This window comes from Ruminococcus flavefaciens 007c (assembly GCF_000571935.1).
Lineage (GTDB): Bacteria > Bacillota > Clostridia > Oscillospirales > Ruminococcaceae > Ruminococcus > Ruminococcus flavefaciens_F.
Genome location: NZ_ATAX01000034.1, coordinates 1 through 22,545 on the forward strand (window position 1 = coordinate 1; position 22,545 = coordinate 22,545).

The 22,545-nt window shown below is 41.2% G+C and carries 15 protein-coding genes; 8 read left to right on the top strand and 7 right to left on the bottom strand.

The annotated features are described in order from the left end of the window. Positions 1 to 1,361 (top strand): CotH kinase family protein (locus RF007C_RS13790; RefSeq protein WP_037300825.1); only part of this gene is annotated, 1,361 nt, incomplete at its 5' end. Between the two features lie 214 nt (positions 1,362 to 1,575). Further along, positions 1,576 to 1,788, top strand: a complete 213-nt coding sequence (locus tag RF007C_RS13795; RefSeq protein WP_082316779.1) for a response regulator — start codon at positions 1,576 to 1,578, stop codon at positions 1,786 to 1,788. A 122-nt stretch (positions 1,789 to 1,910) separates the two neighbouring features. Here RF007C_RS13795 and RF007C_RS13800 read toward each other — a convergent pair whose 3' ends face one another. From RF007C_RS13800 to RF007C_RS13815, 4 genes are all read right to left on the bottom strand, one after another. After that, complete coding sequence (locus RF007C_RS13800) at positions 1,911 to 4,847, bottom strand: carbohydrate-binding domain-containing protein (protein WP_037300831.1); 2,937 nt, start codon at positions 4,845 to 4,847, stop codon at positions 1,911 to 1,913. A 364-nt stretch (positions 4,848 to 5,211) separates the two neighbouring features. Then, positions 5,212 to 5,880 carry a hypothetical protein gene (locus RF007C_RS13805; RefSeq protein ID WP_037300834.1) on the bottom strand — a complete coding sequence of 223 codons (669 nt, stop codon included), beginning with the start codon at positions 5,878 to 5,880 and terminating at the stop codon, positions 5,212 to 5,214. Positions 5,881 to 5,925: 45 nt separating this feature from the next. Next, positions 5,926 to 6,561 carry a hypothetical protein gene (locus RF007C_RS13810; RefSeq protein WP_037300836.1) on the bottom strand — a complete coding sequence of 212 codons (636 nt, stop codon included), beginning with the start codon at positions 6,559 to 6,561 and terminating at the stop codon, positions 5,926 to 5,928. A 10-nt stretch (positions 6,562 to 6,571) separates the two neighbouring features. After that, positions 6,572 to 12,949, bottom strand: coding sequence for an RHS repeat-associated core domain-containing protein (locus tag RF007C_RS13815; protein WP_037300839.1), 6,378 nt, complete (start codon positions 12,947 to 12,949; stop codon positions 6,572 to 6,574). Positions 12,950 to 13,945: 996 nt separating this feature from the next. Between RF007C_RS13815 and RF007C_RS13820 the strand changes: the two genes are divergently transcribed. Together RF007C_RS13820 and RF007C_RS13825 are read left to right on the top strand one after the other, a co-directional pair. After that, positions 13,946 to 14,209 carry a type II toxin-antitoxin system Phd/YefM family antitoxin gene (locus RF007C_RS13820; RefSeq protein ID WP_037300841.1) on the top strand — a complete coding sequence of 88 codons (264 nt, stop codon included), beginning with the start codon at positions 13,946 to 13,948 and terminating at the stop codon, positions 14,207 to 14,209. Then, a complete protein-coding gene (locus RF007C_RS13825) occupies positions 14,202 to 14,546 on the top strand; it encodes a type II toxin-antitoxin system RelE/ParE family toxin (RefSeq protein WP_037300842.1) in 345 nt (114 codons plus the stop codon). The genes RF007C_RS13820 and RF007C_RS13825 overlap by 8 nt, the downstream gene beginning before the upstream one ends. A gap of 563 nt (positions 14,547 to 15,109) precedes the next feature. Here RF007C_RS13825 and RF007C_RS18255 read toward each other — a convergent pair. Continuing rightward, positions 15,110 to 16,186, bottom strand: a complete 1,077-nt coding sequence (locus tag RF007C_RS18255; RefSeq protein ID WP_037300844.1) for a dockerin type I repeat-containing protein — start codon at positions 16,184 to 16,186, stop codon at positions 15,110 to 15,112. Between the two features lie 202 nt (positions 16,187 to 16,388). Here RF007C_RS18255 and RF007C_RS13835 point away from each other — a divergent pair, with 202 nt between their 5' ends. The 4 genes from RF007C_RS13835 (at position 16,389) to RF007C_RS13850 (ending at position 20,314) form a co-directional block, all read left to right on the top strand. Next, positions 16,389 to 16,943: an RNA polymerase sigma factor gene (locus RF007C_RS13835; protein ID WP_037300846.1), complete on the top strand. Its 555-nt coding sequence runs from the start codon at positions 16,389 to 16,391 to the stop codon at positions 16,941 to 16,943. Beyond that, positions 16,930 to 18,120, top strand: a complete 1,191-nt coding sequence (locus tag RF007C_RS13840; protein ID WP_037300848.1) for a hypothetical protein — start codon at positions 16,930 to 16,932, stop codon at positions 18,118 to 18,120. The genes RF007C_RS13835 and RF007C_RS13840 overlap by 14 nt, the downstream gene beginning before the upstream one ends. Before the next feature lie 103 nt (positions 18,121 to 18,223). Further along, entirely contained in the window at positions 18,224 to 19,981 is a 1,758-nt protein-coding gene (locus RF007C_RS18260) for a dockerin type I repeat-containing protein (protein ID WP_193385758.1), read from the top strand. A 93-nt stretch (positions 19,982 to 20,074) separates the two neighbouring features. Further along, on the top strand, positions 20,075 to 20,314 hold the full coding sequence (locus RF007C_RS13850; RefSeq protein ID WP_037300852.1) for a hypothetical protein: 240 nt from the start codon (positions 20,075 to 20,077) through the stop codon (positions 20,312 to 20,314). A gap of 159 nt (positions 20,315 to 20,473) precedes the next feature. Here the strand turns inward: RF007C_RS13850 and RF007C_RS13855 are convergent, their stop codons facing one another. Both RF007C_RS13855 and RF007C_RS18335 read right to left on the bottom strand, forming a co-directional pair. Continuing rightward, complete coding sequence (locus RF007C_RS13855; RefSeq protein WP_037300853.1) at positions 20,474 to 21,568, bottom strand: M4 family metallopeptidase; 1,095 nt, start codon at positions 21,566 to 21,568, stop codon at positions 20,474 to 20,476. A 441-nt stretch (positions 21,569 to 22,009) separates the two neighbouring features. After that, positions 22,010 to 22,210: a BRO family protein gene (locus tag RF007C_RS18335; RefSeq protein ID WP_082316780.1), complete on the bottom strand. Its 201-nt coding sequence runs from the start codon at positions 22,208 to 22,210 to the stop codon at positions 22,010 to 22,012. Positions 22,211 to 22,545: the final 335 nt, after the last annotated feature.

Sequence of the window (22,545 nt, forward strand, 5' to 3'; positions counted from 1 at the left end):
ACGGATATACCGAGATAGACGGCAAGATGACTCATTACACCGAGCTTGCTGATTTTGATTCAATGGTATCCTACTGGCTGCTTATGGAGATAATGGGAAATGACGATTCGCGCTACAAGAGCAGATATATCTATAAACCGCATGATTCTCTCCTTAAATTCGGTCCTCCATGGGACTTTGACACAGGCGCAGGTTCAATAATCGTAAGTCAGGAAATAAGCAGTGAGGCAACAGGCTGGAAGGTATCAAAGTTTGAAAATCCGCAGAATTTCTACAGAGAGTTCCTTGATGATCCGCTGTTTATTTCGGCAGCAACCGACAGATACTGGCAGATAAGGCCTTACCTTGAAGACGTTATAAAGGAAAACGGCGCACTTGAAAGAGACAGCGAATATCTTTACGAATCGGGTATGGCTGACAGTGCGCTCTGGGACAGAAATAATCAGTGGCCCGGTTACGGCAGAGGCTATATAGCCGACAGAGACTTATTCATATCGTATATGCGCGAAAGGATAGCGTGGCTTGACGAGCAGTTCAGCTCGGATGACGCATTGCTCGCAAGCACATATAACGAAAACAGCGCTTCACCGTATATCAGATCGGATGCAGTGAATATCTCGACACCAAATGCTGTTGATGATACGATATCAGCAAGTGCTCCTGCCGATGCTGTTATCAAGCCCGAAAAAGACCTTATCATGCAGATAGCCGTAAATGATCCGCAGACAACAAGTCTGAAAGTATATGTAAACGGTTTGTACTATGATACTTTTGCACTGTCAAACGGTTCTGTAAGATTTGAGCTTCCTGCCGATAAGTTAAGTCAGGCAGCAGAAAAGAAAAACGTGATATCCTTTATCGGAAAAGACAAGGATAATAATACTACAGTCAGAAACTTCACTACTGTAAAACAAAGCGAGTACGCTGCTGAACCCGTTCCTGAATTCAAGTCGCAGAGTATTGTTCTGAGCAGACAGATCAGCTTTAATTTCTACCTTGACATTACTTCTCTTACAGAAGAAGAAAAGAATAACAGCTATATGGAATTCAATATCAATGGCAAAACATACACAGATGCCTTTGACGCTGATTTTATGAGCTGTGACGAAAAATATTATGGCTTTACTTGTTCTCCCGATTCATTTGCAATATCCAACAGGATAACTGCGGTATATCATTACGGGGACAATAAGACCATAACAAATACGTTCTCGGTTCCCGATTATATAAATACGATAATAAGGAACACATATAACAGGTATAATGAGAGAATAATCGCTGTTATCCGTTCATTGTTTGGTTTAAGGAACTATTTCTGTCCGCCGCGCCAGAATAATAGTATTTTCAGAACATGGTACTAAAATGATGTAAAAAGATGGAGCCGCTCTTGCGGCTCCATTATCATCAAAAAAGCTTTTGCGGCAACTCACTCCAAACTTGAACTTGAGTCATTGCTTTCCGATTGGGCGGATTCATCGCTGCTCTTTTCGGATTTGCCTTTATCAGCAACGGCACCTAAAACGCCGGACAGCACATTTGAGAATATACTAATCATTGTTGCGATATGCTGTGCTTATGGATGTGCAAATGCCTGTCATGGACGGTTATACCGCCACTAATGAAAACAAGGAGCTTTCAAGGATCCCGATAATCGCCATGACAGCCAATGCTTTTAAAGAAGATGAAGATGAGGCGCTGAAAGCCGGAATGCAGGCACACGTTGCAAAACCTATAGATGTTGATATTCTTCTGGAAACACTGACGAACGTTCTGACAAAACACAGATAACATGATATGAGCTGACTTGTTTGCAATAAACGGTCAAAACATAAAAGGCAGTCAAAGGATGCTTCCCTTGACTGCCTTTTGAATATTAAATTTTCTTTGGTGATACTGCTTGTAATATATGCTTATTTATTGAGGGCTTCACGAATTATCTCAAATCTCTTGATGAGGAAGTCAACAACTGAAGTCTGACCGCCGCCGAACATACCGTTGCCCCAGTCCATGTCACCCCAGTCCATGTTGCCCCAGTCCATGTCGCCCCAATCCATGTTGCTCCAGTCCATGTTAGCCCAGTCGAAGCTTGCGTCGCCGCCAAATCCGGGCCAGCCTCCGCCGTTCTCACCGTTGGGATCACCGCCGAATCCGGGCCAGCCGCCGCCGTTCTCGCCGTTGGGATCACCGCCGAATCCGGGCCAGCCGCCGTTCTCACCGTTGGGATCACCGCCGAATCCAGGCCAGCCTCCGCCGTTTTCACCATTGGCGTCACCGAAATTACCCCAGTTGCCCCAGCCTGCATTTGCATCTTCTTCGCTGTACTGGAGTCCTTCTTCACTCTTTGAGGTGTTTGTATCAAAGTCCTCAACTGTGAATTCAAAACGCGGATCAGCTTCAACGTGTGAGCGTATCTTCTTTGAATAATCGGCAACATATGCTTCAGGGTCGCTGTAGTAGTTCAAAACATCGTTTACTATCTCTACGTACATATCGTAGTATTCGGGTACCTGAAGGAGTTTTGCAAGAGGACGGTCCTCGATAGTAGACTGATACAGACTTGTTGTGATGTCAGATACTACTGCGCCGGCACCGCCTGTGAAGTTGCCGAGGCAGAGGTTGTAATCCCAGCCTACAAAGTAAGCCTTGCCGCCTGAGTACATGAGGTAGTAGTTGTGAGCGAGTGAGCCGTTATAGCTGTCATAGTTGCAGAATATGGAGTTTACGGCAAAGCCCTTCAGGAAGCTCGGTACATCGATAACATCCTCGATGAACTTGTAATCTGTAGGTGTGAGCTTGTTTATTGCTGTTTTGATATCCTGAATATGCTTGAATCCATCATCCTGACCGAACTTGACATCAAATCTGTCAAGAGGCATATTCTCTGTAAATGAGCAGTAGCTGTCACCGCCGAAACCGCCCCAGCCGCCTCCGCCGTTGCCGTTGCTTTCCGTTGCCTTGTAAAGAACTGAATCATTGTCAACAGCGTAGCGTTCTGCTACAGTAGTACCGGGCTGCTCTGCAAGCAGGTAGAAGCTGTAAAGCTCGCCGTTCAGGTACATATCTGTATGTGCAGCATGAGGAGCAACGCCGTCTATTTCATACATAGCGTTATAGCAGAGGATATCTCTGAGGCATGAAGCGTCCATGAGCATATTGTTCATGCACATCTCAGTCAGACCGTGGTAGTTTACATCCTTATCGTACTTATCCATCTTGATGCGGAAGCTGTACTTGCCGTTCTTAGCCATCATAAGAGAACTGTTGCCCTTGGTTCTTATACCAACGTTCTTGAATTCTTCACCGTCAATAACGATATCACAGGGAGTCCATTCCTCCTTGCTTGCGTTCTTGAGAAGGTTTTCCCACTTTGCTTCGTCCATTCTGACGTCTATCTTGTGGATGAATTCCTGACTGAAGAGCTCACTGTAGAGCTGCTCCTCATTCTCCATATCGTTGTTGACATCCTTGAAAGCAGAGAGGCTGCCGGCCTTGAATGTATTGCCTGTGCTGTGCTTCATTTTGATACCGCCTGTGAAGAGCTTGTAATCAGCGTCTGCGATCTTTGGAGATGAAACTACAGCATAAGAGAATTTTTTTGAGGTGTTCTTATCAAAGACAACATTATTGGATGAATCGGTAATTGTTATCGGGTTATTCTTTGACCACTCCTTAACGAAGTCAAACATAAGGGTGTTCTGCTTGGTTGAAGTGATGTTTTCACACTGACAGTCAGTGGATGTTGCAAGGAGATCACCGCCGGTGATATTCACGGCACCTGCGCTGGTAAGTCCTTTATCACCGAATGCACTGATATCACCGCCGCTGATATTTATTGCGGTCTCTGCCTGTACAGCATCACTGCCTGACTTGATGCTGACCTCGCCGCCTTCAAAATCAACATTGCCCTTTGTTGACTTGATACCGTCACCCTGTGACTGGATACATAGCTTGCCGTCCTTTACAAGAACGGAAGTTTTACCCTTTACAGCATCATTGGGCTCTGTTTCGTTGAGAGCATCTATGTTTGTGATACCGCCTGTAAACTTGATATCATTGTTGCAGACTATGGCAGGCTGTACATTTGCAGTAATGGTGAGAGTTCCTGTTCCTGCATTTCCGCCCTTTATCGTAAGATCATCCTTAGCTTCGATGACAGCATTTTTTTCATAGTCGGCTGTGTATGCGGATGTACCGTCAGAAATAAAGTTTTCGGTAGCGTCTGCAATTGTTATGGAAGTCTTGTCTGCATTCTTCACTAAAATTGCGGGAGCGTTCTTGCCGGTAATATTTACTCCGTTCAATACAAGTTTTACAGTGCCCGGATCTGTTTTTTCATCGGGGATCTCAACAAATATCTGTCCGTCACTGAGAGTACCGTCGATGGTATATGTACCGGAATGTGAGATAGTAACCTTTGAGCCGTTTACCGCAGCAAATTTGCCTTCAACAGTAATGGAGGCGTCACTGAGATGGATAGATGTGCTGACATCATCAGCGTTTACTTCGGAGTCTCCTTCATAAGACTCGGGGAGAGTTGAGATAAGGCCTAAGATCTTTTTCTGGATAGAAAGTGCATCGTTGGGAGTAAGACCCGAACCGCGTTCAAAGACATCGCCATTGTCTTTGCCGATTTCGGTGATATGTTTTTCATACGTGCCTTCTGTTCCGTATTTGGACGGATTTGCAAGGTACTGCATGATTAGGATTGCATCGGCCAGATCTACATTTCCGTCGCAGTTAGCGTCGCCGTAGAGGGGGGCGGCTGCTGAAGCTGTGAAAGGCACAATAGAGGCTGCGCCGATGAGGCAGGCTGATAGCATACCTGTCAGTAAGTGTTTTTTCTTCATTTTTTTCATCCTCCTTAATATAATGTTATAATAACATAAAAAGTTATATTAAATAATATATAACAAATCTTAAAATAGTCTTAAAAAGCTGAAAACAAAGCCTTTTATGCTTTTTATGGATATTTATGTAATGATTGCTCCCTTGTCTCAGAGCAGACACATGAAGTGATAACATTCGTTGAAAGCTTTGCTCTGATCAGGTTTGTGGACCGGCTTAGACCTTATTATGTATCAGATCTCAATTTTGATGAATACGTCGTTGATTTACGCTTACGTTTTGCTCAGCATATATTTATCAAACTGCTTAAAAAATAAAACAGCTCTGAGAGTTTTAAGCTCTCAGAGCTGTTTGTTTATCATATCATCAGCAATGCGCCGCTAATAAAGCTCCGTCCTTGCCTCTTATAAGTACATATAATGATGCACCTGTGTGTTCGAGACCTGTTCCGTCCTCAAGTTTTCCCGAGCGCAGAACAGCGGTAACAGCCCACACATCATACTCGTCATAGTAAACACATTTATATGGAGGATCATTTCTTTCAAGTTTGAGCATCTGACCATTTTTCTCGTAATAGTCTGATTCAAGCTCATCGATGAACTCTTGACCAATAGACTCGATAAAAATTGTTTTAGCTCGTGACATGGCAACATCTTCGGAATTGACTTCAACAGGATCCTGTTCAGTGAACTCCTTTGCCCTATCGATCAATAATTCTGCTTCTTTCTCAGCATCTTTCTCAGAATACTCAGGAGCATCGTAATATCTCATGCAGACTTCTTTAACAATGGTCATGATATCCTCGTCTTTATCAGCAGATGTGTTCTCTGCTGCAGTTGTGGTAATAACGGCAGAGGCAGTTGTTTCAGCTGCTGATGTGGTAAGAGCGGCTGCGGACGTTGTTTCTGTCTGTGTCTCAATAGCAGTGGTAGTTTCCTTAACGCTTATTGACTCTTTTTCAGCAGCATCTCCGCAGGATACTGCTGTAGCACAAATCAATAGTGCTGATATTGCTGTAATGATTTTTGTTTTCATAGTATTATTTAATAAACTAATTATTCTTGAAATTGAAAAATGACATTAGTGGAAAATACCGACTACTTTTCCGTCGCTGCCCCTTAACAGAACATAAGGAACTGTTCCGGGGGTAAAAACAGACCTGCCGTCTTCAGTAGTTCCCACGGGAAGCGTCGGTGCAATCTTCCATATATCAAATTCATCATAATATGTTATGATATATGCAGGCTTTTCGCGTTGATACTTCACTTTTTCGCCATTAAGCTCAACATATTCGGATTCAATACTTTCAATGAAATCATTTCCTGCTATTTCCGCAATGACGCTTCTGCCTTTTTCTTTGGCTTCATCTTCCGAAGCAATAGCCCCGAGAACATCGTCAGATATTTTCTTTACATTTTCGATCATCATTTCAGAAAAGCTTTCAGCAGTCTCATCATCAAATCCATAAGTATTAATACATATTTCTTTTACGATCTGCTGTTCGGTAAACTCGGAAACGGACGTTGTCTCAGTTGAATTCTGGATATTATTGTCTGATGTTGTTTTCGTTGCAACAACAGTTGTTTCCGTCAGGGGAGTTTCTGTTGATTCTTCGACAGCAGAAGAATCTATCTTCTCGTAAGATGTATTCTCATGAGCTTTTCCACAGGAAACCATCGCTGCAAATATTATTGAAATTAATAGTATTTTTTTCATTTTTCGTTCCTCAATCTACTTTCCAATAATCGTGGTTAGGGTCAAAAGGTGCATTTTCAAAGATAGTGTCAGCATCATAACGGTTTTTAGCTTCAGGAGTCATTCTAAGAACTTCACCCTTAGGCGTTCCAACATATCCTATCTTATTATATTCCTTTATATATTCCGCATCTCCATAGATTCCTTTATCAAAACCTGAAAACGAATCATTAAGATCACCGTAATACTGTGCATGTGTATGAACAAATGCAACTGAGTCAGGGGTAAAATCAATTACTGCTCCTTCACCGCCATAAGTAGGATTGCCATATCCATCATCTCTCTTTTTGCCCACCCCAACCGGGCCAAGAACGTATTTTGTTTCGCCGTTAACATTCACCGCATCTATACGAGCATCATATTCTCTCCACTCATTGATTGATCTTTCATTATACATAAGAACGAAATCAATAGCCGCTTCATCCATAGTGTCATAGTATTCTTTACAACTTGGTGCAGGTACAGCTGCAAGTCTGTCATCAAATCTCTTCTGTCTTTCAGCTCTTGCTTTTTCTGCCGCTCTTGCAGCAGCTTCTGCTTTACGTTTATCAGCGGCTGCTTTCTTTTCAGCTTCCAGTGTGCGCCATATATTATGCTCCTTGATCTCGGTAGCATAAGCCTTTACATCGCTCTGACTGTTGATCTTGGGAAGTACTGTTACCTCCTTGCGAAGGCTTGTGTACATAGCAGCATCACTTGCACTATTAACTGAAGGCGGTGAATTAAGAAGCCTGTTATACTTGTCATCCCACTGCTTAAGTATCTTTGCATCTCCGGGACTGTTAACCTTGGTCGGACGGGGATTCTTTGCTGCAAAAGCTGCTGCTTCTACTGTGTCATGTCCGCTGGGGTCAATGAATCTTACAGGATTATTCTTACAGTATGTATAAAGGTTAAGACTGAGCGGATCGCCTGATCTGCCTGCAAAGGTGTCTCTGCTGTTGAATCTTCCGTTAGAGGGATTATAGTATCTTGCTCTGAGGTAGATGGTTGCGGTTTCCTTATCGTAATACTCTCCGCAGTAACGGAAAGCATTCATATCGTTGTCGTCAATATCCTTTTCAACGCCAAAAGCATCATAATGGTATGTCTTTGTTACTGCGCCGTTATCATCAAGAAGAGCATCTACGTCTCCGTGTGCATTCTGAAGATAATATGTATATCCTGTCTTTAAACCATTTACAAAATCATATTTTGCTGCAAGGCCTGTTCCGCGTATATAACACTTTGCATTGTACAGACTGCCGTCATTAATGTCTGCTACGATCTGACCGCTGCCGTCCCATATGTGATTGATACGCTGACCATTAACTGTTTTTTCAATTCTTAAGCCATTTGAGTTATAAGTATAGGCTGCGGTCGTATTTCCGTCTGTATAACCAATAAGCTGATTGATGCCGTTATAGGTATATGTCTTGGTCGTGCTTCCTGATGTCTCGCCGACTAAATTGCCGTTTGCATCATAAGTGTAGTTTGTTTCCTTTACAGAAGGCGTTGACGAAACTGTGGAAGGAGCAGCAGTTTTTGTCTCCTTCTGAAGCATACCGGTATAATTTCCCTGTGCGTCATTATAATTATATACAGTAGAGTAGTTTTCAGTACCTGAAGCTGTCATTCTTGAACGGTTGCCGTAGTCATCATATTCATAGGAATAGGTGTCTGTAACATTATCGTTTACAGCGACAGATTCGCTTACAAGTCTGTTAAGACCGTCATAGCCGTATGATGTCTCTTCTATTATACCACCTTCTGTACGGATTTTGCAATAGTCTGAGCCATCAAGATTGTAAAAATACTGATAATTGGAGAGCTCGTTTCCGTCCAGAGCAGTTTCGATGTTTGTGATCTTATTGAGTCTGTTGTAGCTGTAGTTGGAAACAACGCCGTTTCCGAGAGTTTCTGTCAGCTTATTTCCGACAGCATCATATGAATATGAAACGACTTCACTTCCGTTTTCTTTAACGGTCTGCAATCTCATCTCATCATCGTACTCATATTCCTTGGATGAATACACAATGAGATGATAACGGCCTGTTATTTCTCTTCTGAGGAATGAAGAAACACCTTCATAGAAGAATCCTCTGAATACGGAATTATTATTTGAAGATTCTGTTTCGCTGTATTTTCTTCCGAGCTTGTCGTATTCATAAGATGTAGTAACATCATTGGTTGTGGCTGTCTTGACTCTGCCCATTATATCATAGGTGTATGAAGCTTCAACGTTCTTTGAAGGATCAGCAGCGTTTGTAGTATCAACATTAAGAACGCGTCCGAGAAGGTCGTAGGTATAAACACTGCTGTTTCCGATAGTATCGGTGGAGCTTATTACGTTGTTATCCAGGTCATATTCAACAGTACCTGAGTCATAGCCTGTGCTGTCGGTCTTTCTGATTGAACGGAACCAGTTATCATAATGGAAATATGTAGTAAGATAGTCCTGATCATCTTCAGACGAAAGGCCTGTCTGCATACTTGTCTGTATGCCCATATCATTGTAGAAATAACGTGTTATGCTCTTCTCACCGGAATCGGAGTTCTTTAATGTTGTCTGGGAAAGATTGCCGAAAGCGTCATAGGTATTCTCAGAGATTATCCACTTGGCGTCTGTTTCATTTTCAGCCTGTGAAAGCTTTTTGGACATTACAAGTCTTCCGCAGTCATCGTATGAATTTACAGCAACAGAACTGCTGTTATCACTCAGCGGAACAGTAGATTTTGTAAGAAGTCCGAACTTACCGTATTCATATAACGTATCATTTCCGTTTGCATCTGTTTTCTTTGCAAGCTGTCCGTTTTCATAATAAACAGAGGTGAGTTTTATTTGATCATTGATCTTTTCTTCAACATTATTTCCTCTGAGGTCGGTAAGTACAGAGGAATTAATGCGCTTTGAACCTGAAATGTATGTATGCTTATTTGTCCTTAAGCCCTTATAAGTTGCCTCTCTGGAACCATTCGGAGTTATTATGTTATATTCGTGTTCTTCAAAAGCATAATCAACTGATGTCAGATACTGTAAAGGCGAGCTTACGTCAGCCTTGAATCCTGTAGCTGCAACTCTGTCCAGCTCATCATATATGATAACATCTATCGTACCATCAGGATATGTAGTTGAAATAAGCTGTCCGTACTTGTTGTAATTGTATGAAACAGTGTGTCCCATTACATCTGTAACAGTCTTTATTTTTCCGTTGGGATAATAAGTATATGTCGTAGCATGGGATCTGTCAGCAGACCAGAGAGGGGAGTAATCTGCTGTTTTACGGCTGAGAAGGTCATATTCCGTAATAGATACTTTAGGAACGTTTCCGATACCGTAATCCCTTACTTCGATAAGATTGCTGAAAGCATCATACTCAAACTCCTTGACAGAAGTTATATTGTGAGAAATATCAGCATATACTCTCTCAACTGAGGGCTGAAGCTGCTCGTTGTACTCATATGTTGTCTTGGCAATAATATTATTATTGCTCTTTACATACTTTGTTACAGGGAGTCCCTTGGCATAACCGTTAGGACTGTAGCAGTATTCAACAGTTACATTATCAGCGGTAGTGACTGTTTTTACAAGGCCCTTGATTCCGCCTGTTTCGGATACAGAAGCATAGGTGTACTCTGTAACGGAATAATCATTCTCGCTGAGAGCCATGTTCTCGCTGTAGCTGTTTACAAAAGCCTCGGGATCGCTTATCGGGAGGAACTTATTATACTCCCTGACAGCTTTTATACCGGTATCATCATATCTTGTGATAGTAATATATCCGCATTCATCCGACTGGATAACGGGCATATTCTTGTCATTGTATCTGGTAAGAGAAAAAGAACCGTCAGCATATACCACCTTGGTCACATTGCCGTTCCCGTCTCTTTCATAGGAAGTGGTATTGCCCTTGATATCGGTAACTTCCCTGATCTCGTTATATCTGTTTCTGCCGTCTGTCTGTGTATACTTTATCTTGTTGAGAGTAAAGAGCTGACCTGCGGTAGAAACTTCGGTAGTCTTTAACGCGCAGGATTCATCATAACTGTAGAAATACGACTTGAGAAGTGTATTACCGTCATATTCATCCATGTTTGTGGTCTTTTCAGCCTTATCGTACTTATACTGCTGCTTTAAGCCCGATGAATTGATAATACAGCTGAGTTCACCGTGATCAAGATATCCTGCCTCTTCAACTGTCTCTCCGTAACAGTCAATGATTTTGCAGAGGTATCCGTTCCCATCGTACTCATATGTCTCAGCACCGCCGGAAACATTTGTAAAGGAAGTAAGTCTGCCATCATTGTCGTACTGATAGCTTACCGAACGCTGCTCGCTTTCAGGAGCATCACAGTTATCGGTAATGCTGTCTATTCTCTTCTTGCCGTTTATTTCAGTATAGTGTATTGAGTAACGTCTGCCTGTGGAATCGGTAACATATCTGACATTATTTTCAAGGTCGGAAATAAGAAGCGTATTACCGCTGGCATCCTGTACTTCATCAAGTCTTCCTTCTGCATTGAAGTGGTATTTTGCATTCGATGAATTTGTAACAGTATACTCATTGCCGTTTCTTTCCATGCGGCTGTGAGCATTCATACATTCAAAGCCGCCGTTGCCGTCGTCCTTGAAGGTCGTATTCGAACCGTCAGGAAGAACTACCTGATAATATCCGTATGCAGGGAAAACTATCTTGCTTACATCAACGTTGAAATCCCAGCCCTTACCGAAGGAGCCTTCTTCTTCGTTCATGGAGTTGTATGTTCTCATGAAGTCAGCATGAACACCGGGAGAAGTTATACTGAAGTCGGTAAAGGATTTTGAGTAGTTACCTGTAGCCACATCAGTACCGTCACTTGCTGCAAAGGACTTGCGGTATCTTGAGTAGTCAGGAGCGTCATAGTCTCTCCATGACGGTCTGAAGTAATAAAGATCCTCAGTAAATCCATAGGGGAACACAAGACCGTTTTCGTAATCGAAATTGAATCTTCTCTGTGTGTTAAGAGTACCGTCGGGATTGCTGACGGTCGGTACAGGATTATCCCAGAGCATGGTCTGCTTGCCATAGGGATAATAAAATGTTATTGAATGGGTTCCGGAAGAAAAGATGGATTTAGGACCGGATTCCTCATTGACATTCCAGTTCTGTCCAAGGAAATAAAGCTTTCCCGCAGTCCACTTGCCTTCCATATCAGAATCTGTAACATAGTTCCAGTTGCCGCCTATAAAGACAAGATCATCACTGTTGGTCATTATCATCTCATCATAGCAATGTACCTGCCCGAAATCAAACTGACCTTCTACGTTGAGGATACCGCCGTTGATCTTGAGTTTCTGACCCGCAGGGCAGCCCCAGCCGTCGGGGGAAGCCGTTCTGAATACGAAGTTCTTCTTGATCTCAAGGAAGCCTCCGTTGATATCGAGGACAGCGCCCTCTCCGTTTTCCCATAATGAAGGATTTTCGGTAGAGAAGGACATACAATCCTCTACAGTGAGCTTATATCCGTTAAGATCGAGACTGGTATCATGCAGATCTAAACTATGCTCGAATACAGCATCACTTTCTAACCGCATTGTTTTCCTGATCGCCATGTCTGCACTTACATTTCCGGAATATGCCGATTCAAACCAGCCTGCATCGAATTCATCGATTTCACCATCGGCATTCTTATCCATATAGCTCTGATAATCATCCGTGCCTTCTTGTGCTCCGATAAAAGTTCTTACGTACTGTGCATCATCAACAGTCAGATTTTCTTCGTTCCAATAATCATTTTCATCATTTCTGAATGTCGAATTACCAGGAACAAGTGTTAACGTATCAGCTGAACCATTTGATCCGAGAACGAAAGAACCTGTTCCGATATTTCTCAGAATTGCCGGAAGATATCCGTCACACTCATATTTTACGTGAAATACATCTGATCCCGATGCGGAAACAGACACGGAATACTGATCTCCGTTATGATATGTCTCGTTTACTAAGGGAGTCCAGTTGCCGTCAAATATGATAATTCTTATCGGCTGATCATCCGAAGTTTCATACCCGTCAACATTGCCGAGCATAATAGTACCGGAAACTGTCAGATTATCACCGAAACCTCTCGATGATGACAGAGATCTTTTCTTACTTCTTGTTGAATTACCGTATGCAACATCAAAAAAATCGATCTCACCGAGTCCGGCAGTGTTTTCTTTGAAGTCTTCTTTTAATTCATCGGCATTGATCTTCAGCTTGATTGAATCAATTGCATAAGCGATGTTTTCGGGATGAAGCAACCCTTTGTTATTGCCGCTGCCGCCGATCAGTATCTGACTTAAAAACAGCGCTGAAAGCGAAGCAGCAATCACACGATTTCGTTTTTTCATTCTTGACCTATTCCCTTCTGAATAATATTCCCGCGATTAAAGAAAGACATAATGGTATGATAGAAAAGCTTACTAACAGATAAATCCTCAGTATTTTTTCCATCAAATACTTTATACAATCTATAATCAGCTCTCAATTTTAACATGGAATATTATACATATCAAATATATTTTTATAATGAAAAAGTAATATGTATTTTTAACGGGCAGACACAGTATCGGTAAATTCGTCTGGAATTAAATATAAAATAAATATATGATTGATAGACTGCGTATTATCATAAATCAAAGCAACTCTTTACTGGAATTAATTGCTTAGAAGAATTAATGACGGAAATAGAATGCTTACAATACTCTCAACCGTTTTTTTACCTATATAACTATAGCATAGGGTTTTGAAATCCTAACATAATACTACATTATATACGATGACCAATATGATTAGTTCAGAACAACAATGGGAAATTCCACGAAATAGCGTGAAATCAATGGGGCACAAGGTGGTGTATACATACTATATTCAGGTCGGAATCTAAAAAAATTAGGTGTTATTTGCGAAATACTATGATACCGTACCGATAAGGAATTGAATAATTGATTAGAAAATATAAAAAATAAGGCGATTCTTTTATGATAAAATGTCAAGTTGAATTTGCAGAACAAAGTACGTTTATGACATAGTATCAGAAACACTGAAAAAGCCCTGCCTCAATGAGGCAAGGCTTTTTTAGCTGCAAGCGTTATTATATTATTCGTTATATAGTTCAAGCAGTCGCTTTATTCTGTGCTGAATAAAGCCATTAAGCGCTGAAAGCCTTTCCTCAGAGACAGGATAATTAGTATGGTTCACAAAGCAGAAGTATCTTATGCTGTCAATACGATCATATAAAAACGGCTTAATGGATAATGGTAAGCTATGTAATCTTTCAAAAATACAGTACCTCTTGACTGAATGATATAATATGTGTAGAATAATTACAAGAGGAGGCGTTTCCTATGATGATCAAACCCTCAACCAGTTTACGAAACGACTATAATGCGATATCTGATTTCTGCAAAGAAAAGAAGCAGCCTGTTTTTCTTACCAAAAACGGCGAAGGTGACCTTGTCGTTATGAGTATGGAAGCATATTCCTTGCGTGAGGAAATGCTTGACCTGCGTGAAAAGCTTCTTAATGCAGAGGCCATGCGTCTGCAGGGCGCTAAAACATATTCACTTGACGAAGTGAATGAAAAATTAGAGGCGCTGATAAATGGATAACGCAAAAGAATACACTATTGAATTTCTTACTACAGCTTTGCAGGATATGACGGAAATTGTTTCAACCTTTATTATGCTCGGCAGTAAGCAAGGAGCAATCCGCATCAAGGCTAAATTCAATGAAGCGGCTGAACAAATACCGCGTTTCCCTTATTCCGGCATCACTGTGCCTGATGATAAACTGTCAAAATCAGGATTCCGTATTATTGTTATTGAAAAGTATCTGATGTTTTATAAAGTCTTTGACAATGAATCCAAAGTAATCGTATATCACATAATTAACGTCACAAGAGACTATCCGACATTTATGAAACAGATCTATCATTTAGGAGAATAAACTAAGCTCCCCGAATATTCGGGGAGCTTTTTTGCATATCGGAGCAGTATTATAAAAAACGATTCGGTATTCATTGAAAAAATGAGATTAGCTTCATTTAAATGATGTTGAAACATCGTGGAAACGCTGTTAGAAATCGTTGAAAACAAACATATTTGAGACATACACTTTCTGATTATCCATTTTGCGTTTTACAGCCGATGAATAAACGATAGCAGTATTACATTACGCAGTAAATAATATCCAGTTATTTATTATTTACAATAAACTCTATATTATAAACTAAGATATGATATGAATCAAATAATTATCTAACTACACAGGATGTTGAAAATCCGGGCGTATTTTCAACATTTGCATTCATAAATGTTTTCCCTTGAATAGGGATGGTGAACGTTTTGTTCACCATAGATTACAGATGCAGTAACGTTTCGTTACCTGATATGATATACAGATTATCAATATCAGGAACTGTATAAACTGAAGATATGCGGCATAATCAATATTTTATCAAAGAAAAGCCGTTCCATAATGATTCAGAAAAAATTATTATCAGCATATGTTTATACTGGCCAGACCTTTTCATCTTCATACTGGGGGAAGATGTAATCATTTTCGTCCTGGTCATCGGATATCGGGTATTTCATAAGCAGTCTGTCCTGTATCGCCTGTGCGTCGCCAACAGTTACACCGTCGCCGTCCATATCCGCATTGAACCTTCCCTGCTCAGTGAGCTGGTACTTATCGGGATTAGCAAGAGACTGCATTATGTAGATCGCGTCTGCAAGATCAAGAGAGCCGTCACCGTTTGCGTCGCCCTGTACGGCGGGAGTTCTGTAGAACTTCCTTATTTCGGTACGCAGCTTTTCGGAAATACCGTTCTTTGTATAGAGATTGCGGGTGCAGTTGAAGGTCTCATTCGGCAGATAGGCCAGCTCTGTCAAGCACCATAGCACATCATATTTTATGCCGTTGAGGTTCATATCCTTCAGAGGCTCATAGAGTTTTTGGAATGAGAATCCGTCACCTTTGAGGCCAAAATAATAATCATAGTCCTCTCTCTGAGCCATGTAGTCATTCTCCTCATCATGCACCAGTCCGATATCGGGATATCTGCTGAGGAACTCCTCTGCTGATTTGTCATAGCTTACAAAGAAAGCCATGGTGCCAGCCTGATTTGCCGTATCCTCCCAGACCTCATAATTCTCGTCTATGGACAATACACAGTCATATGACTTGAGGATATCTATGATGACATCGCGGCTCTCATACTGACTGTAGCTCAGGGAATATGTCACTCCGTTGCTGTTCTTCCTGATCTGCGGTCTGCTTACATATTTTGAATAGGCTGCCTTCTTTATTTCATCGAGGGGAAGCTCGATTCCCTTGGAAACTGTTATCTCTGCGCCTTTGAAGCGTTTTTCGATGATATGATATTTACCGCTGCTGTCAAGAACGAGATCAGTCGTTGTCCAGCTATCGGAAAGAATAACATGATCAGATCCGGCTATTACGGCATATACGTCCTCAATAGCGACGTCAGCATAGTTCACGGCAGTTGTCTCAGCACCTACGGAGATACTGCACAGCGGAGCTGTGGTAATTGCGGCAGCCAGCATAAAAGCTATCATCTTTTTCATGGTAAGACCTCCTTTTTAATTATTTCGGAAAGCTTTTTGCCTTTCACTTATTAGTACCTTTTTTCATGCTGTATGTCTCACCTATTTCAGAAAAAATCCTGTTGACAAAAAAACTGAAAAAAATTATAATCAAGGTGAGACAAACCATTGAAGAAATGATACTAATATATAGAAGAAAAAACATTCACGAAAGGAGCTGTCTATGGATAACGGTGCAAGTAGCTACCGCCGTTTCCTTGATGGTGACAGAAATTCTTTTACCGAACTGGTCACAGAGTACTGGGACGGTCTTACACTATATCTGAACAGCTTTGCCGATGATATCACCGAAGCCGAGGAGTTCGCCGAGGAGACCTTTCTGAAGCTGTATACCGATAAACCAAAGTATTCGGGGAAGAGCACCTTCAAGACCTGGCTCTACTCTGTAGGACGGAATACAGCCTGCCATATACTCAGAAAGCGGCGAAAAATAAAGGAAGCTCCGCTGGACGGGTTTTATGATACTGCTGATATTGAAGATATAGAAAAGAACCATATAGCCGCCGAAAACAGGCAGCAGCTCCGCAGGGCAATGGAGAAGCTTAACTGTGATTACAGGCAGGTGCTGTATCTGGTATTCTTTGAGAATTTCAGCAACACCGAAACGGCTGAAATAATGAGAAAAAACGAGCGACAGATAAGGAATCTTCTTTACCGCGCAAAGGCGGCACTGAAGCAAATACTTGAAAAGGAGGGCTTTGAATATGAGGAGCTATGAAGAGATCTCCAACAGAATAATGAAGCGGGGTGACGAGATCATAGAGTCCAGAAGAGTCAGAGCCGTTAAGATAAAGCATACCTCTTATGCAGTATCGGGTATGTGCGCCGCAGTAATAGCCGGTGTTGGCATATGGCGCATAGCTCCTTCGATGGAGCCGGGAGGAGAGAAATACAGCGGCAGTGAGCTCGTTACAGATACGGAAGCTTCTGCAATGGCGACAACGACTGCACACACTTCCCCCGCGGCTGTAACTACTTCTGATACAACAAAAGAAATGACCACTACAGCTCCAATAACGCAGACCACTGCGGTTGAAAGCAATTCAGCAGATAAGACCTCGGCTCAGACTGAGGCGGCAACTGCTGCGTCACAGACAACAAGGCGTACTGTCACGACACGCACAACAACAACGGCTGCTGTCACGACTACAACTCAGGTCACTACCGGCACCGAAGAGACAACAGAGTCGGTAACCACTGTCCACGGGAGTCCCGTCTCTACCATGGATCAGACTCCCGGACGTAAATACCATGAGCTTGTTCTGAAGGACGCTTCCGAATCCGCACGCCCCGGGAGCAGTGAGGGGGACGAGCTGTTTACCTACAGAGCATTTCATATGGATAACAGTATTCTCGGTCAGCGGCTTCGCTCTGATCATGTGAAAACAGAATACCGGGATAACGGAGAGTTGATAAGCGAGGAGACGGATATAGAGGTATACACTGTAAAGGACATCTCTCCCGTCGCGGTAATTGCTGTGAAATTCAAAGGCTATACAGGCAATTATATCTACGTCAGCAACTCCTATCAGCCTGCGGACCTGAGGACAATGATAAACAATCTTTCCATGACCGCAGATGGGCTTTCAGAGCAGGTGAATATATCCAATAAACGCTATGATAATGTAAATACTCAGAAGCTGTGGGAGCTGCTTGCCGAAGATATTTATATCCCCAATAGCTATTATCAGTGTCAGGATATCCGTGAAAGTATTATCCCGAAACTGACAGTATCCTACAGACTGCCCAGGCTAAAGCTCATAGGCGGCTATATAAGCATATCTGAGGACGGATATATGGTCATGGATATATGCGGTCTGCCTTCTTACTTCTATATCGGAGAAGCAAGAGCGCAGGAACTTATAGATTATATCACATCAGGCGAAACTTCTTAATAACAACTAAAGCCCGCTCAATGAGCGGGCTTTGATTATATTCTATACTTTTTCTGTCAGCTTTTTCCTCATAAGTATCATATCAAACGCGGAAGCACCTGACTTGTCAGATGTCCCCGCAATAGCTGAAATAACGCCATCTGAGGGCAATACCTACTATATTTTCTACAAGGATATCGACACAAAAGAGATCGACGAGATCGCAGCACAGAAAAGACATGATTATATTTATTCATTGTATGAACAGGGCTTAAGTGAACGAGAAGTTGAACAGAAAAGCACAGATTATTATCAAGAGAGAAGGCTCGGACTTGTAAAAGAAGCATACGCGGAAGCAGCCGCATCGATACTTAATAAACTGGGAATAGACAGCTCTGCTGCATTCTGTTCAGACTATACACCGCTGATAATATGCAGTCTTACCGAAGAACAGCTCGTTGCTGCAAGAGCTTCCGAAAACATCACAGATATAACTGCCTTCAAGGACTTCCATCTGCAGCCGAATGCAGAGACTGACGATGCTGAAAAGGCAATGAAGCTGTTAAATGCCTGTTTTGAAGAAAACAACATAGATGCAAAATGTGTTACAAGTGAAGAGTATCCAAGTTACTATCCTCCGCTTGTAATAGAATATGTTGCGGAAAAAGCAACAGGTAAGCAGATAATGGAACTTGTTGAGAAAAACAATATCGATAAAAGTCTGTTTGAAGTTGTACCTATTATAAACGGACAGAAGACTTATTGGGTGTATGATACGGTCAATACTGTCAATATTAAAGGCGACGCCAATTGCGACGGAAAGGTAGATCTTGCCGATGCGATATATATTATGCAGGCACTTGCCAATCCGAATAAGTACAAAATCTCAGAGCAGGGCAGAGCCAATGCTGATATGGACGGTGATGGTCTTACTGTTGACGACGCACAGGCGATACAGAGAATGCTCCTCGGACTTGATGGATCCGATAATGATCAAAGCATTGATAACGCTGAATATCTTATCGGAAACGAAGTATCATACAGTGTTTTGAAACCGCAAAGACTTGCATTGAACTGTAATTCTTTCTGTGCTAATGGTGAAACTCTCAATGTTAAGATGTTAATGGGTGATAAATATACCTATAATCAGGAGCATAACAGTTATCCTAATTTTGATTCCGAGGGATATCCCGAATACAGCATCTTTGCTACTGAGAACTTTAAGAAGATAGACGATGAAAGACTTGTTGTTAATGGTGAGAAAAACGAATATATAAAGGCTTTTACAAAGGAAGATATGCAGTCGCTTGATATCACAGGCAAGGAGGGCGACTACACTGCATATTATAGCGACACGGCAGAGATAGATTTCTCAAACTACCCGTCAGGCACCACCGGCTGTATCAGCTTCAGTTTCGGCTGGAAGTATGAAGATGTAAATCCCTATGATCCGTCAAATGATTTCGACGGAACAAGTCAGACGATGTATTTCTATGTTGGTGAAAACGGAACAGGTATCAGCAATAACGGCTGGGAAGCTGCGCAGATAGCTTATGAAGCTAAGTCAGATAATGACGTTATGTTCTATGATTCGCTATATGTAAAGTGGAACGGCAAAGAAGTAATGTCAAACCTGTATGATAAGCTTCGCAAGCCAACCGACGAGGTGCTTCCAATAAACTTCCGACTTTCATCAAGCCCCGACTATGATTTTGAATATAACGGCAAGACCTTAGCCGAATACGCAAATGCCGATCATACTGAGGAAATGGACAAGCTTCGTGACCTGCTAATGTATGGCAATCAGCTTCAGTACGGAGAAGCCATATACACAACGGGTATGCCTGACGGCACAAAACGAACAAAAGAGTGGTACGAATAAAGAGTTGAATATTTCGGTGAGGAGCTTCTTTCAAATTATATAGTTGACGGAACATTTCTTGAAGAAACACTCAGATCCGATATCAACGAACTGATGAAAAAGCACCGCTCCGATTATAACGAAGCTGAAAAGGCATATTATAGTTACATATCTGATGAAGCCATAAAACAGCTTGATGAACAGAACATCAGATATGAGTACCTTACAGAACCTAAGCGACTGGTAATCTATGTAACTGCAGAAGAATTCAAGTCTATGAAGCTTGATAATGGAGCACGTTATGGTCTGGATATTTCAGTTGCCAATGGCTTAACTGTCGATGCCATATCCTGAATATGAATTTAAAAAAGCAGCCAGTAATTGGCTGCTTTTTTCATTAACAATAGTTTGGGAATGGTTGGCGCTTACGTATAACCTATGAAAAAGGACTGAATGGAATTAACCAAACAGTCCTTTTCTTCATATTAAAGACCAGCTGAATTGCAGTCTTAATCAATATATGTTTACTGAATCAAATGACCATTTTATTCTGGCTAACATTTCGCCTTTACCCCTTCTGGAGTAATTATTATCAGAAGCATATTTTTCAGCTGCAGCTATTACTGCTTTCCTGCAATTGCTGAATGTCGGATGTGAAGGATCATCGAACAAATAAAGAGAATCAAACCAGATCTTGGCAATAGTATCATTTTTCAGTCCCGTTGTCGTCATCAGATATGCTGCATGAGACAGAACCGTTGATCCCGCATAAATGCCTTCTTCGGTTTTATAGGCATTCTTAAATCTCTGTTCAAATTCTTTATTATTTGAACAGTATTCATCTTCTGATATTTCAGTTTTTGAAATAGGTTTTACCGTTGCTTTGGGATCTTTGAGATTTCTTATGCATTTAGTTCCGTCACTATTATAACGATATGCATTTTTTCCCATTTTCCAATCAGGATTTGATTCGCACAGTTCACCTAAAATATCGCTGTATGCTTCAACAACTGCACCATTTTCGTTAGAATTGCCCCTTACGCCTGCATCCCAGCCTAATATTTGTTGGGTTACAAGATGTACATACTCATGCGCAATAACATCAGGTGAATATGCAAAATTCTCCATATAGGTGTAATCAGGCTGGCCGACAGCGATCACACCGTTGGTCGCTTTTGCGTTTCCTATCTCAGAATAATATACATTGTTTCCATCCATGTCTCTGCCGATCCGTGTACTTCCTTCTTTTCCGTTCTGATTGGAAAAAGCGATGTACACTGTGTCAACAGTTTTTTCCTGGACAGGTCCGTTAGGGTTCAAAACTCTGATTTTATTGCTATAGCTGAAACCTAACGTATTTAAATATTCTGCCGCTTTTACAGCGTTCTTGTAGAAACTGGATTCTGTTTGGTTGAAGTAACGCTCCCATTTTTCTGTTCCGGTTATCATATAATAATCGAAATCTGTTCCGTGTTCTGTGTGATATTCAGTTTGTACCATTTTAACTTTTACATCATTTGCCGCAATGGAAAGTGTTGATCCTATAGTGGAAGCAATAACAGCAATTGATAAAATAGATGAAATGATTCTTTTTGATTGTTTTTTCATAATTGCACCTCGTATAAATAAAATATATAATATATTTTAACACAAATCGATCCAAAATGCAATAGATTATGCAAAATTTAATACAAATTATTGATAGAGGAAACTATTGACAGCTACTCCTATTATTGTCAGAATTTTTCTTTTGGAAATTCAATATTGGAATAGCAGCGTGTGTAGTCCTGTTTTAGGACTCCGTTTAAGATAACAGTATGATACCCGAGTTCTTTTTTTCAAAAGTCGAGTTTTGCGACCTTTGATATATTAATTTCTATGACGGGACAAAGTATCCCGTCATCAATATCAGAACCGATTGCTTCCTGTTAAGGAAGCTATTTTTTGTTGTAAGAACAATTCTAAGCTGAGTCGGCAAAATGCAGACTCAGCTTATCATCTTCATCAACGTGATAGTCGTTCCTTTATTGGACAATTCAACATTAATCATCATTGAATCAAAAGCATTAAGCTATAGGAGTATTTGGCTGTTTCAAGGGGCGACCATTTTGGACACCCCTTTACTGATACCAAGCGTTTGAACCTCTTGGCTATTGGTTGTCTACTTGAAAGTACAAGGTTATATAAGCCAGTCTCGTTAATAAAAATTGCCGAACAATTCTGACCTGACAGAACGATTCGTTCTGTCATTTTAATTTTTTTATATATTCATGGTTAGCATCCTGCTGTTTTATCGGCTTTATAAGTAGAGGACAAAAATGCAACGATAAAAAGTCCCGCGTTTTTTAGAGGTAGTTTTGTTCAAAAAAGAGAAATTTGAGAAAAAACTCAATTCTTTTTAAATTCCAGGGTGTTAAATCCTGAAATTTTTGGCTTTAAAAGTAGAGGGTAAAATGGCAGAGATAAAAAGTCCCATATTTTCACATTCGTGTTTTATAGAAAAGAGAAAAAATGTAAAAACTTCATTTTTCTCAAAAAATTTTTCGTCCATTGCCTCATTTTTTCGGCTTTAAAAATGATAGGCA

What these genes read in the sequence shown, in the direction of transcription:
- RF007C_RS13795 (WP_082316779.1), top strand. Translation starts at nt 1,576, where the DNA reads ATGGATGTGCAAATGCCTGTCATGGACGGTTATACCGCCACTAATGAA.
- RF007C_RS13800 (WP_037300831.1), bottom strand. Translation starts at nt 4,847, where the DNA reads ATGAAGAAAAAACACTTACTGACAGGTATGCTATCAGCCTGCCTCATC.
- RF007C_RS13805 (WP_037300834.1), bottom strand. Translation starts at nt 5,880, where the DNA reads ATGAAAACAAAAATCATTACAGCAATATCAGCACTATTGATTTGTGCT.
- RF007C_RS13810 (WP_037300836.1), bottom strand. Translation starts at nt 6,561, where the DNA reads ATGAAAAAAATACTATTAATTTCAATAATATTTGCAGCGATGGTTTCC.
- RF007C_RS13815 (WP_037300839.1), bottom strand. Translation starts at nt 12,949, where the DNA reads ATGAAAAAACGAAATCGTGTGATTGCTGCTTCGCTTTCAGCGCTGTTT.
- RF007C_RS13820 (WP_037300841.1), top strand. Translation starts at nt 13,946, where the DNA reads ATGATGATCAAACCCTCAACCAGTTTACGAAACGACTATAATGCGATA.
- RF007C_RS13825 (WP_037300842.1), top strand. Translation starts at nt 14,202, where the DNA reads ATGGATAACGCAAAAGAATACACTATTGAATTTCTTACTACAGCTTTG.
- RF007C_RS18255 (WP_037300844.1), bottom strand. Translation starts at nt 16,186, where the DNA reads ATGAAAAAGATGATAGCTTTTATGCTGGCTGCCGCAATTACCACAGCT.
- RF007C_RS13835 (WP_037300846.1), top strand. Translation starts at nt 16,389, where the DNA reads ATGGATAACGGTGCAAGTAGCTACCGCCGTTTCCTTGATGGTGACAGA.
- RF007C_RS13840 (WP_037300848.1), top strand. Translation starts at nt 16,930, where the DNA reads ATGAGGAGCTATGAAGAGATCTCCAACAGAATAATGAAGCGGGGTGAC.
- RF007C_RS13850 (WP_037300852.1), top strand. Translation starts at nt 20,075, where the DNA reads ATGAAAAAGCACCGCTCCGATTATAACGAAGCTGAAAAGGCATATTAT.
- RF007C_RS13855 (WP_037300853.1), bottom strand. Translation starts at nt 21,568, where the DNA reads ATGAAAAAACAATCAAAAAGAATCATTTCATCTATTTTATCAATTGCT.
- RF007C_RS18335 (WP_082316780.1), bottom strand. Translation starts at nt 22,210, where the DNA reads ATGACAGAACGAATCGTTCTGTCAGGTCAGAATTGTTCGGCAATTTTT.